Annotated in this window: 8 protein-coding genes; all 8 read left to right on the forward strand. The window is 45.7% G+C overall.

Features of this window, described 5'->3' with window-relative positions; genetic code table 11:
- Window positions 1-10 precede the first annotated feature (10 nt).
- The 8 genes from G5B30_RS14390 to G5B30_RS14425 all read left to right on the forward strand — a co-directional run bounded on the left by G5B30_RS14390 (window position 11) and on the right by G5B30_RS14425 (window position 12,746).
- Window positions 11-904 (forward strand): PorP/SprF family type IX secretion system membrane protein, encoded by an 894-nt coding sequence (locus G5B30_RS14390; RefSeq protein WP_165320697.1) that lies wholly within the window; start codon window positions 11-13, stop codon window positions 902-904.
- A gap of 49 nt (window positions 905-953) precedes the next feature.
- Entirely contained in the window at window positions 954-3,011 is a 2,058-nt protein-coding gene (locus G5B30_RS14395) for an FAD-dependent oxidoreductase (RefSeq protein WP_240903226.1), read from the forward strand.
- Between the two features lie 14 nt (window positions 3,012-3,025).
- The gene (locus tag G5B30_RS14400; protein WP_165320698.1) at window positions 3,026-4,909 is read left to right on the forward strand and encodes a sulfatase; all 1,884 of its coding nucleotides are present in this window, start codon (window positions 3,026-3,028) and stop codon (window positions 4,907-4,909) included.
- A gap of 76 nt (window positions 4,910-4,985) precedes the next feature.
- Entirely contained in the window at window positions 4,986-6,695 is a 1,710-nt protein-coding gene (locus G5B30_RS14405; protein ID WP_165320699.1) for an FAD-dependent oxidoreductase, read from the forward strand.
- Window positions 6,696-6,826: 131 nt separating this feature from the next.
- On the forward strand, window positions 6,827-8,257 hold the full coding sequence (locus G5B30_RS14410) for a Gfo/Idh/MocA family protein (protein ID WP_206367139.1): 1,431 nt from the start codon (window positions 6,827-6,829) through the stop codon (window positions 8,255-8,257).
- A gap of 41 nt (window positions 8,258-8,298) precedes the next feature.
- Complete coding sequence (locus G5B30_RS14415; RefSeq protein WP_165320700.1) at window positions 8,299-9,663, forward strand: sulfatase; 1,365 nt, start codon at window positions 8,299-8,301, stop codon at window positions 9,661-9,663.
- A gap of 51 nt (window positions 9,664-9,714) precedes the next feature.
- Window positions 9,715-11,181 carry a sulfatase gene (locus tag G5B30_RS14420; RefSeq protein WP_165320701.1) on the forward strand — a complete coding sequence of 489 codons (1,467 nt, stop codon included), beginning with the start codon at window positions 9,715-9,717 and terminating at the stop codon, window positions 11,179-11,181.
- The gene (locus G5B30_RS14425; RefSeq protein ID WP_165320702.1) at window positions 11,178-12,746 is read left to right on the forward strand and encodes a sulfatase; all 1,569 of its coding nucleotides are present in this window, start codon (window positions 11,178-11,180) and stop codon (window positions 12,744-12,746) included. The genes G5B30_RS14420 and G5B30_RS14425 overlap by 4 nt, the downstream gene beginning before the upstream one ends.
- Window positions 12,747-12,765 lie beyond the last annotated feature (19 nt).

The raw sequence follows: 12,765 nt of genomic DNA on the forward strand, positions 1-12,765 counted from the left end.
ACAGAAGACAATGAAAAGATACTTTAATATTCTATTATATATAGCTGTATTGTTACCTTTTCCTTATTTTGGGAAAGCTCAGCATGGTCTCAGTTACAATCAGTTTGGACAATTGCGTAATTCGTTTAACGGATCATTGAGTCTGATGGATCCGGATGGTGGAGCAGCCTTATTGAGTCGTTGGCAATGGGCTGAATTGGATGGTGCTCCAAAAGCTTATTGGGCGAGTGGTCATGTTGGCATTCAACGTCTTGGAATAACGGTAGGGGCGGACGTGAAGCAAGTGAATATCGGCGTGGTGCGTGATCGTGAATTAAGCGGTTATATAGCCTCTGCGGTACGCTTAGGTGAGGACGAGTATATCGGCCTTTCTGTGGGGGGGGGCATTCTGATGCATGCGGGAAATTATTCGAAATTGGATCCGAGCGACCCCTCTTTTGCACAAGATATTCAACAGAGCCAAGGCATTGTAAGTTTAGGAACCTCTTATTTCCGGGAAAATAAATACTATGTCGGTATTTCAGTACCTCGCTTTATGTTGTCGAGGAACAAAAATGATTTGGATTATGACTTCCGTCAAGTCTACTATATTACGGCAGGGGCTTTATTCCAAGTTGACGAAGGATTCCATATCCGCCCGTCGTGTATCGTCAGCCAAATGGAAAGTATCGGTCCTCGTTTTGACGCCAATGTATTGGCCTTTTTTGCCCGTAAGTTTGGCTTAGGCGTGGGCATACAGAGTCAGGGAGATGTCTCGGGCCTGCTGCAGTTCAATGTTGGCAACTTTGGTGTCGGCTACAGCTATCAGATAAACCCTGGAGCCACAACGTCAAATAGGCGTATTTCTAACAATACCCACGAAATCGGATTGAAGTACCGTGTTGGGGGAATGAAAATGCTTTGAGAAAAATGGGATTGACGAAATGATAAAGAAACGATAAGATTAATATATTATGATGAAAACAGTAAGATTAAAATGTGGTGTGACGAATAATATTTTTAATGCCCTGATTTTGTTGCTCCTGCTACCCATGTGGAGTTTGGGTCAGAAAGTGCGGGATATTTCTACAGACCTTTGTATCTATGGAGGTACATCGGCAGGCGTCATTGCGGCGTATACTGCGGCCAATGCCGGCAAGAAGGTGATTATCATTGAACCTGGGGGAAGACTGGGGGGACTTAGTTCCGGAGGTTTAGGACAAACAGATATTGGTAATAAGTACGTGGTTACAGGAGTGGCTTTGGATTTTTACCGAAAGTTAGGAATCCACTATGGAAATTTTGAAAACTGGACTTTTGAGCCAAAAGCTGCATTGGCCCTATTTCACGACTATATAAAAAAAGCGAAGATAGAAGTTGTTTATCAACATCAGTTAGTTAATGTCAAAAAAGACCTACGTAGCATCCGGGAAATTACCGTCACTAATCTGGATCAAAAGAACAGCAAGGAAATGAGAATACGGGCGAAGATATTCCTGGATTGTACGTATGAAGGCGATTTGATGGCTAAGGCAGGCGTGTCTTATACCGTTGGACGAGAGTCGAACGAACAATATGGCGAAACCTATAACGGGGTTTATATGGCAAAATACTATGCGGAACGTTCCGGTAAACACCAGTTTCCCGATAATGTTAGTCCGTATGTTGTCCCGGGAGACCCCGGTAGTGGATTGGTCTTCGGCGTACAGGAAGGCACGCTTAAAGAGAGAGGATCCGGTGACAAGCTGGTTCAGGCTTATAATTTCAGGCTTACGCTGACAGATAGTGTAGAAAACCAGATTCCGATCAGCAGGCCGGCAGATTACGATTCGACGAAATATGAACTCCTTGCCCGATTATTTGAGGCACAACCTAAGAAGCGTAGTTTTACCAATTATTTTATCTGGAGCCGTATGCCCAATCGTAAAACCGACGTAAATAATCGAGGAGCGTTTTCTACAGATTATATCGGAGGTAGTCATGCTTATCCTGAAGCATCTTACCATGAAAGAAAAAAAATATATGATGATCAGGTAAGTTATACCAAAGGGTTGTTATACTTCTATACATCTGATCCCAGAGTGCCAGGAAATTTGAGGAACTTTGTTCGTAAATGGGGTTATCCGAAAGATGAATTTGAGGAAAATGGTCATTTCACTCCCCAACTTTATGTTCGGGAAGCCCGCCGGATGGTCAGTGACTATGTAATGACCGAGCGGAATTGTGTGGGGAAGGAAGTGGTGCCGGACGCTATTGCCTATGCAGCATACTCCATGGATAGCCATAATACGCAACGAATAGTTGTAAATGGTATGGTTAAGAACGAAGGGAATGTGGAAGTTGGCGGATTTCCTCCTTTCCCGATTTCTTATCGGTCTATCGTGCCAAAGCGAAGTGAAGTCGATAATTTGATGGTACCTGTATGTCTTTCGGCGTCACATATTGCATTTGGATCTATCCGAATGGAACCGGTTTTTATGGTCATGGGACAGTCTGCTGCCGTAGCGGCTTGTTTAGCTATAGACAAAGGTGTTGCCGTGCAGGATGTACGGGTGGAAGATATTCATAATGTTTTGAAAGATAACCCTAAGGCTGACTTCCGCAAACCAGATATTCTGGTTCAGGTATCAGACAAAGACCAGATCGAAGTCAACGGAAATTGGCCCAAAGCCAAGCAAAGAGGATACGGGGAATATTTTATGTTAAATACTTCTACCCGTGCAGGTGAATATGTAAAATTCAATTTTGGCAAGCATGCCGCACCTGGTAAATATGTCGCGTACTATTATTATCCAAGGAGAAAGGGTGTCACAGCTAAAGAGATTGCCTTAGAACTGTTTGATGGAAAAGAAAGCAGAACTGTATCACTGCGATTCAACAATGTTAAGATCGTGGGTCAGAGTAGCAGTACATGGGTGAAAATCGGTGAGTTTGATGTACAGCCCTCAGGGAGCCCTTATGTAAAAGTGTTAGGTAAAGGTGACGGTGAAGGTGTAGCTGCAAATGCCATATTATTGGTTCCTCAAGAATAAGACGTTGAATTTTTATGAAACAATTAAGACTTATCACCCCGCTTCTGATCGTATTTTTAGGTTTGGCTTGTACATTATGCAACGCACAATCAAAACCCAATGTCCTTTGGATTACCATCGAAGACACCTCTCCACAGTTTATCGGGTGCTACGGCAATCAACATGCAAGTACGCCCAATATAGATCGGCTGGCAGCGGAGGGTGTGCGTTTTACCCAGGCATATTCGACTAACACCGTATGTTCCCCAAGCCGTACTACCATTATTACCGGTGTGCGGACCTTCGAGGCAGGGACGGGACACCACCGCAGTAAGAATCCGGTGCCTGATTTTATGCATGGCTTTCCGTATTACTTACAACAAAAGGGATACCACACCAGCAACAATAGCAAGACCGATTACAACATTGTAAACACTAGAAAATACACAAATAATGCATGGAATGAAAGTAGCGATACAGCAGGCTGGTGGAACCGCAACCCTGGTCAACCGTTTTTTGCTGTTTTCAATTTTAACGATAGCCACCAGTCGCGTACGATGTCCATGTCGTACCGATTCTACAAAAAAAATGTATGGGACCAGCTGCCGGATAGCGACCGCATTGCTGACGATGCCTTTCCTATGCCACCGATCTATCGGGATAGTCCTGAGATGCGTAGGGAATTTGCACGGGTGTACAATTCTATTAAACTGACGGATAATAGAATCGGTGAACTGTTGAAACGGCTGGAAGCGGACAAGCTTATGGACAGTACGATCATTTTCTTCTATGCAGATCACGGTGAAGGTATGCCCCGGGGGAAAACAAACGGTATTGGGTTGGGTTACCGTGTCCCATTTATTGTTTGGTTTCCACCTATGTATGAACACTTATCGCCTTGGGGAGCAGGTCTGATTACCGATGAGTTGGTCTCTTTTGAAGACCTTGCACCGACATTAATCAACTTGGTGGGGGGAGAAGTGCCAGAGTATATGAAAGGGCGGATATTATTAGGAAGCGAACGTTCTAAACCCGCTGCATTCCTCGAACTTTCTTCGGATCGCTCCGGAAATGGAATAGATATGGTGCGGACGATTGTGGATGGCCGATATTTGTATTCCCGAAATTATATGCCCTTTATGCCGGAGGTCCGATATATCCGTTATATGGAGATTGGTAAAATCAAGAAAATCATGCGACATGACTTCGCGGCAGATAAGTTGACCGGTATCCAAAAACAGATTTTCGCCCCTCGGCCTGCCGAATTTCTTTTTGATATTCAGGCCGATCCTTGGGAGTTGGAAAACTTGGCGTACAATTCGGACTATGATGCCATTATGAAGACTATGCGTACACGGCTTGATTCCTGTGTCATCCAATCGCGTGATGTCATGTTTCTGCCTGAATATGAATTGGCTGCAATTGCGGATAACCATACAAACGCATATCAGTATCGGCTGGATTTGGATAAGTACCCGCTAAAGGAAATCTATGCTGCGGCGTCACTATCCGGGAAACGGGGCAATGAGATTGCCGAACAACAGGTGAAACTGCTCCGCAGCGATAATAAAATTGTGCGCTATTGGGCAGCTTTGGGGCTAAAGTCCCAAGATGCGGCAACTCTTATGACATATAAAGAAGCAATTATTCAGGCTGTGCAAGATACCTATCTACCGGCACGTATCACAGCTGCAGCTGTGGCCTATGACGTGTTTGCCGATCCGGAAAGTGAAATAGTGCTTAAAAAGGCTATTTCGTCAACGAATATTCATGCTTCACTGATGGCTATTAACTACCTGCTGTATACGGTAAATAAAACACCTTTTACCCAGGTCGTTCAAGGGGTTTTGGATGGATCAAATAATCCAGGCTATTTGAAAATGGCAGCCGAGGATTTTTTATCTTTGGTAGACCAATAACGAAAGCGAACGCAACACGGAAGTATTTAAGCCATAATGAAAGGAAAACAGTTCGTGAATCATTTAAATTAGTTTTATGCGTTATTATATCTTAGTAAGTAGTTTTATTTTTATGTTGCAAAGCGCATTCGCGCAAGCAAAAGATTACGATATCTGCGTTTACGGGGGAACTTCCGCCGGTATTACAGCGGCTATTGAAGCTTCCCGACTTGGGAAATCGGTCGTCCTCATAGAACCGACGAAACATTTGGGTGGACTAACCACGGGAGGTCTGGGGGCCACAGACATTGGCAACAAACAGGCGATAGGAGGTATAGCCCGCGAGTTTTACCAACGGATAAAAGCATATTATAGAAAACCATCGAGCTGGAAGTGGCAGACACCTGATGAATACATGAGTAAGAAGACTAATAATTGGCGCAACAAGCCCGGGGAAGACGCGATGTGGACCTTTGAACCATCGGTTGCGTTAAAAATCTATCAGGATATGATCAACGAAGCGCAGATTGTCCTCCGTATGGGTGAGCGGCTTGACAGAAAACAGGGTGTCAGGAAAGCAGGAAATGTGATCACTGAAATTACGACATTGGAAGGGGGGACGTATAAAGCCAAAATGTTTATAGACGCTACGTATGAAGGTGATCTGATGGCCGCTGCAGGTGTATCTTATACCTACGGCCGGGAATCCAACGGAAAATACGGCGAGACGCTCAACGGCGTACAGGCTAATAAGACCAATCTATCGCTCACCGGCCTGGTATCGCGTAATGCCCGCTTTCATAATTTTGTGGATGGTGTGGATCCTTATGTGGTAAAGGGGGACCCTTCGAGTGGTCTTCTGCCGATGATCAATCCCGACGGTCCGGGTGTGGAGGGGCAAGGCGACAAAAAAATCCAGGCCTATTGCTTTCGGATGACGCTGACTGATGTGCCTGAAAACAGGATTCCGTTCGAAAAACCGAAAACCTATAATGAACAATATTACGAGCTGTTATTCAGGAACTATGAAGCAGCACCAGACGGAAGAATTGATAAAATGTATGGTTATGGGGATCCCATCATCCCCTGGATCAATACCCCTATGCCCAACAGGAAGACGGATATCAATAATCAAAAAGGGCTGTCTACGAATTTTATCGGTCAGAATTATGCTTATCCGGAGGCAGATTACAAAGAGCGGGAGCGGATTATAGCAGCACACCGGGAATATCAAAAAGGACTGATGTGGACACTTGCTTACCACCCTCGTATACCCAAGCAAGTCAGGGATGAGGTTTCACGTTGGGGAACGTGCAAAGATGAGTACGAACGCGAGGACGGGTGGCAGGAACAATTGTATATCCGCGAAGCTCGGCGCATGGTAAGTGACTATGTCATCACCCAACATGATTGTGAAAGACTGCGGGTGGCAGATGATCCGATCGGTATGGCGGCTTATACGATGGATTCCCATATGGTACAGCGTTATGTTGATGCCGACGGCTTCGTTCGGAATGAGGGCAACGTAGCTTGTCGGATCAAGAAGCCTTATCCCATCAGCTATCGGGCTATCATCCCCAAACAGGAAGAATGTAGTAATTTATTGGTCCCCGTCTGTGTCTCTTCCAGCCATATTGCATTCGGTTCGATCCGGATGGAACCCGTCTTTATGGTTCTCGGCCAGAGCGCGGCCGTCGCAGCAGTGCATGCCATTAATGAACGGAAGCCGGTGCAGGAGATCAGTTATGCCGACCTGAAGATCCGGTTGGAAGCGAATGGCCAGGTATTGAGGCAGGAAAAGGACTAACTGTATTTTACATTGTTCAACATAGTTGAAAAAAAATGAATAAAGCGTGTGAAAGCGAAGGAAACACAGGTGTATTTGGCTCAGAAAGAAAAAAATAAGGATTAAAAAACATAATTTATCAGTATCAAGTCATGAATAAACGCGAATTTTTAAAAACAAGTGCTATAGGTGCTTTGGGGTTCATGCTTGCCCCGTCTTTGTTGAAAGCTTCCCTAAAGGGAGGACGTTTACGAACTGCCCATATCGGTGTGGGGAACATGGGGAGACAGGATCTGAAGGCTATCGCTTCTCATCCGAGTGTTGATGTCGTGGCCCTTTGCGACGTGGATGCCCTGAATTTATCCGCCGCGCACAAACGCCATCCCCGGGCACGCGTATTTTTTGATTACCGTGTTATGTTGGAGGAAATGGGGAATGAAATTGACGCGGTCATCGTATCCACACCTGATCATACCCACGCCCCGGCTTCCATGTTGGCCATGCAGCTAAACAAACCCGTCTACTGCCAGAAACCGCTCACCCACTATGTCTCTGAATCGCGGGCGATGAAAAAACTGGCTGCCGAAAAAGGGTTGGTTACCCAGATGGGTATTCAGGTACACTCTTTTTATGACTACAGGCTGGCCACCCTTTTGATCCAATCCGGCATCATCGGGAAAGTACATACTGTACACGCATGGTCGCCGAAGAACCATGGGTATGACGGGGCTCCGCCGAAAGGTGAGGATCCAGTACCCGAACAGCTGGACTGGAACCTGTGGGCGGGAACTTCACCCAAACCGCCCTACAAGGAGGGGGTGTATCACCCAGGGGCCTGGCGGAAACTGTTAGACTATGGCTGCGGTACGCTGGGTGATATGGGTGTGCATATTTTTGATACGCCCTACAATGCCCTACAGTTGGATGTGCCGCGGACTATCACCAACGCGTGCAGGCCTGCCAATGGGTTCAGTTTTCCCGAGCATAACACCGTAACCTATGAGTTCCCGGGCACGAAATACACCACTAGGTCGCTAAAATGGGTCTGGTATGATGGGCCGGGTGCACCGCCCCTGCACGAAGAATTGGTGTTACCCGGTATGGATACTAGCACAGACCGAAAGCAGTCAACTGCGAAAGCGCATACCCCGGGGAAAGTGTCGCTGGATCCGATGGTAGCGGCCGACAATGAACTGCCGGAACAAGGCGCCATGTTTGTGGGTAAGAAGGGGCGCTTATTGCTGCCGCATTTTATGCAGCTTCCCCGGAAAATTGTCGGAGGCAAGTACGTTGACATTTCTGAAGAAATAGAAAAGGTAAGTAAAGCACATGGTTTGGGTATGCCCGTCCGAAACTACCGGACTGAAGGTCCCAAGCATTACCATCAGTTTGTGGATGCCTGTTTGGGAAAAGGGGAATGTTCGGCGCCGTTTGATTATGCCTCACGGCTCACGGAGACTATTCTGTTGGGTACCATTGCGGGACGTTTCCCGGGCGAAACCTTGCATTGGGATGCCGAAACGGCCAAATTCAAGGAAGAAAAGGCGAATGAATATTTGACCGGCGAATATCGGGTATTTTGAAGCAGATTCTTCGGACACCACTTTTCTTAACTATGTTGCAAATGATACACAAGAGTCTGTTTTTATTATTTCTGCTGTTTTTTAGCGAGGCTCATGCACAGAATCCAGCTGTCGGAGCCCGTGTTAAATCTCCACACGGCAGTCATCCAAATATCATTATCTTTTTTACCGATGACCAAGGTTTCGGTGACGTAGGCTGTTATCCGGGATCCCAATATAAGACACCTAATTTGGATGCATTGGCGGCCGACGGTATTCGATTTTCTAATTTTTACGTACCCGCAACGGTGTGTACGCCTTCACGGGCTGGGCTGTTGACCGGTAAATATCCCAAACGGGTTGGTTTGCATAATGCGGTGTTGTTTCCCTATTCAGATGGGGGACTGTCACCGAAGGAATATACCATGGCAAAAATGTTGAAAGAGAGCGGTTACCGAACCGCCTGCATAGGGAAATGGCATTTGGGACATTTGGAAAAATATATGCCTAATAATCATGGGTTTGATTATTTTTTTGGCGTTCCGTATTCCAACGATATGAACAACAACTATTATGCGCGTAATGGTTTTCAATCACCCCCACTTCCCGTGTACCGAAATCGGGAAAAAATAGAATCGGATCCTGATCAGCGCTATCTGACACGTCGTTATACCGAAGAGGCCGTTCGGATAATTAAGGAAACAAGCAGCGCACCATTTTTCATTTACCTGGCACATAATATGCCGCACACTCCCTTACATGTCTCTAGTGCTTTTGAAGGGAAAAGTGGATTAGGGCTTTACGGTGATGTTATTCTTGAGCTTGACTGGAGTGTAGGTGAATTGGTAAGGGTATTGAAGGAGAAGGGAATTTATCACAATACACTGTTTATTTTTACCTCAGACAACGGTCCGGTTTTACGTGCGGGCGGGTCTTCGGGCCCATTGAGAGGGCAAAAGGCTCAAACGTGGGAAGGAGGACAGCGTGTACCCGCAGTGATCACTTGGCCCGATTATATCCCGCCAAATAGTGTTTCGGATGACGTAGTGACTACATTGGACTTGCTTCCCACCTTTGCAAGCATAGCAGGAAGTAAATTGCCGGATCAGGCCATGTTAGATGGCAGAGATGTTACTGAATTGTTAATTAAACCGAACCAATATAAGCTCGAAAAGGTTCCTTTCTATTATTATGGTCGGACTGGACAGCTTGAGGCGGTTCGCTTGGGCGACTGGAAATTGCATCTTTCTAAAAATAATGGCTGGAATGCTAAAAGGAAGGGGCCGTTTCCGGTATCATTATTCAATTTGAAAAGTGACATCGGAGAATTAAACGATTTATCAGCAAAGTATCCTAACAAAGTAAGAGAATTGACGGACACTATCCTAGCTTTCGATGAAAAGTTGGAAGCGTTACATTTGCAATAGCTGGGGCAGGAAATAGCCGTAAAGATAACCAATAACGAAAGTGAAATCAAAATGAAACAATTAGGTATTCTCGTTCTATTCATAATTTCCTTAATAGCGTTAAACTGCACACCGTGTCATGCGCAGCGTAATTACAACGTATTGTTTATCATTGCTGATGACTTGACAACCACCGCCTTGTCGTGTTATGAAAACCAATCGTCTCATACTCCGCATATCGACAGGTTAGCGACTGAAGGCGTACGTTTTACCCGAGGCTATAGCCAATTTCCTGTCTGCGGCCCTTCACGAGCATCCTTACTTTTCGGCTACTATCCGCATGCCACTAAAGCGTTCGGTTATACGAGTGGGAGGGAACGGGTTGGCACTGGTCGCAAATCCCTGCCTCAACTGTTTAAAGAAAGTGGTTATTACACAGCGCGGGTGAGTAAAATCTTTCATATGGGGATACCTCGGGATATTGAAAAAGGAACGGATGGTAAAGATGATCCTGCTTCCTGGACAGAAACCTTCAACAGCCAAGCTGCGGAGTGGCAGGCATCTGGAGAAGCTGAATTGGTACAGAACAATCCCGATGGACTCATCGAGCGCAAAGGCGGAAATGTCATGACAATTGTCAAAGCAGATGATGACGACTTAGCGCATGCCGATGGTAAGACTGCTGAAAAGGCAAGTGAACTTATCCGGAGACATAAGCATGAGCCGTTTTTTTTGGCGGTGGGGTTTGTAAGGCCTCATGTGCCTTTTGTCGCGCCGAAGGGGTATTTTGCCCCTTATCCTTATGAGCAAATCGTGTTGCCGCCACGGGTAGTAAACGATTGGGGTGATATTCCCGCTCCGGGTATCAACTATGTAAACAGCGTGAACGCACAGATGTCGGAGGAGCAAGAACAAAAGGCCATAGCTGGTTACTATGCCGCTGTTGCCTTCATGGATGCACAAGTTGGGAAGGTCCTCCGGACATTACGTGATGAAGGTCTCGAAGAAAACACGATCGTTGTTTTTACCTCCGATCACGGTTTCCACTTGGGGGAACATCGCTTCTGGATGAAAGTGAGCCTTAAGGAAGAATCGGTCCGGGTGCCTTTGGTTATTAAGGTGCCGGGAAAAGCACCAGCAGTGTGTAATTCATTGGTAGAATTACTGGATTTGTATCCCACCGTTGCCGAACTGGCGGGATTGAAACCCTCACCCCATATACAAGGAAAAAGTTTGGTCAATGTGCTTGATAGTCCAAAGCAGGAAGTACGTCCTTATGCGTTTTCTGTTTCAAAAAAGGGAAATACATTTTCCTTTCTTGTCCGATCACATAAATGGGCATTTATTCAATATGGTGAGGATGGATCGAAGGGATTGGAATTGTTTGATATGGAATACGATGAGAAGCAGTTTAATAACCTCGCCCATAATCCCCATTACCAACCCGTTGTCGACCGCTTTAGGCAGGTGGTAGCAGAGAAGCTTAAGGAGATACGGACAAACGATCTATCTATCAACTATAAAACTACAGACAGATGAAAATAAAACGAATCCGACCATTGTTACTATTTAGTGTATCATTCTGGTTTGTCGGATTGAATGCCTCCGCGCAGCATCAGGAGAAAAAAAGACCTAATATCGTTTTTATTATGAGCGATGACCACGCCTATCAGGCCATTGGTGCTTATGGTTTCGGTTTGAATGAGACACCCAATATTGACCGACTTGCCCAGGAGGGTGCTTTGTTTACTAGAGCTACTGTCACAAACTCGCTGTGTGCGCCGAGTAGGGCTGTGCTGCTTACGGGTAAACATAGTTTCGTTAACGGCAAAGTGGATAACAGACGACGATTTGACTGGAATCAGGATAATTTTCCGAAACTGCTGCAACAAGCAGGTTATCAAACAGCTATGGTAGGCAAGATTCATATACCAGGACTACCCCAAGGATTCGATTATTCGGCAGTATTGCCGGGGCAGGGCCAGTATTACAATCCTGATTTTATCGTTAACGGTAAAAAGGAACGGATTCATGGTTATGTGACAGAAATTACTACAGATCTGGCCATAGAATGGTTGGATAAGAAGCGTGATAAAGATAAGCCTTTTTGCCTGTTATATCACCAGAAGGCTCCGCATCGGAATTGGCAACCTGCTCCACGGTATTTAACGCTATATGATGACACAACGTTTACTCCCCCGGAGACTTATTTTGATGATTATACCGGTCGGGGAACGGCAGCCAGAACACAGGAGATGGAATTAGCCACGCATGCGAAATGGGGTATAGATTTTAAATTGCTAACCGATCCTGATGGAAATCCGACCGGTTTTGCGAAGGCATTAAACCGTATGGACGAAACACAGCGTAAAATGTGGATGGAAGCTTATGAGCCAAAGAACCAGGAGTTTCTCAGATCGGGGCTGACCGGAAAGGAGCTCGCGTTATGGAAATATAATCGGTACATTAAGGATTACCTGCGTACCGTCCGCTCGGTGGATGACGGTGTGGGGGAGTTGTTGGACTATCTGGAAAAAAACGGGCTTGCTGATAATACCATCGTGGTGTATACCTCGGATCAGGGATTCTACTTGGGCGAGCATGGCTGGTTCGACAAACGGTTCATGTATGAAGAATCGTTACGAACACCTCTTTTGATTCGCTACCCGAAGGAGATAAAGGCAGGGACGGTGACAGATGCATTGGTGCAGAACCTGGATTTTGCTCCTACGTTCTTGAATTATGCAGGCGTTGACATCCCGGCAGATATGCAGGGCAAATCGTTTCGACAGCTTGTTTCGGGTAAGGATTCCCATTGGCGGGATGCGATTTACTATACGTATTACGAATACCCGTCCGTCCATATGGTCAAACGGCATTATGGCATACGAACGACACGCTACAAACTTATTCATTTCTACTATGATATTGATGAATGGGAATTGTATGATTTGGAGAAGGATCCTAAAGAAATGAGAAATGTGTACGATGACCCCGAGTACCACAAAGTCAGGAAAGATATGCATAAAAGGTTAGAGGAAATTCGAAAAAAATATGGGGATACCGATGAAAAAAACCAACGTTTTATAAGCGGTAACAATTAAAATAAATGCCTATGATGAT

This window comes from Sphingobacterium sp. SGG-5, from assembly GCF_011043525.1.
Taxonomy (GTDB): Bacteria; Bacteroidota; Bacteroidia; order Sphingobacteriales; family Sphingobacteriaceae; genus Sphingobacterium.

Bases quoted from the DNA above. Each gene is read 5' to 3' on its own strand.
- G5B30_RS14425 (WP_165320702.1), top strand. From the start codon at position 11,178: ATGAAAATAAAACGAATCCGACCATTGTTACTATTTAGTGTATCATTC.
- G5B30_RS14390 (WP_165320697.1), top strand. From the start codon at position 11: ATGAAAAGATACTTTAATATTCTATTATATATAGCTGTATTGTTACCT.
- G5B30_RS14420 (WP_165320701.1), top strand. From the start codon at position 9,715: ATGAAACAATTAGGTATTCTCGTTCTATTCATAATTTCCTTAATAGCG.
- G5B30_RS14395 (WP_240903226.1), top strand. From the start codon at position 954: ATGATGAAAACAGTAAGATTAAAATGTGGTGTGACGAATAATATTTTT.
- G5B30_RS14400 (WP_165320698.1), top strand. From the start codon at position 3,026: ATGAAACAATTAAGACTTATCACCCCGCTTCTGATCGTATTTTTAGGT.
- G5B30_RS14405 (WP_165320699.1), top strand. From the start codon at position 4,986: ATGCGTTATTATATCTTAGTAAGTAGTTTTATTTTTATGTTGCAAAGC.
- G5B30_RS14415 (WP_165320700.1), top strand. From the start codon at position 8,299: ATGATACACAAGAGTCTGTTTTTATTATTTCTGCTGTTTTTTAGCGAG.
- G5B30_RS14410 (WP_206367139.1), top strand. From the start codon at position 6,827: ATGAATAAACGCGAATTTTTAAAAACAAGTGCTATAGGTGCTTTGGGG.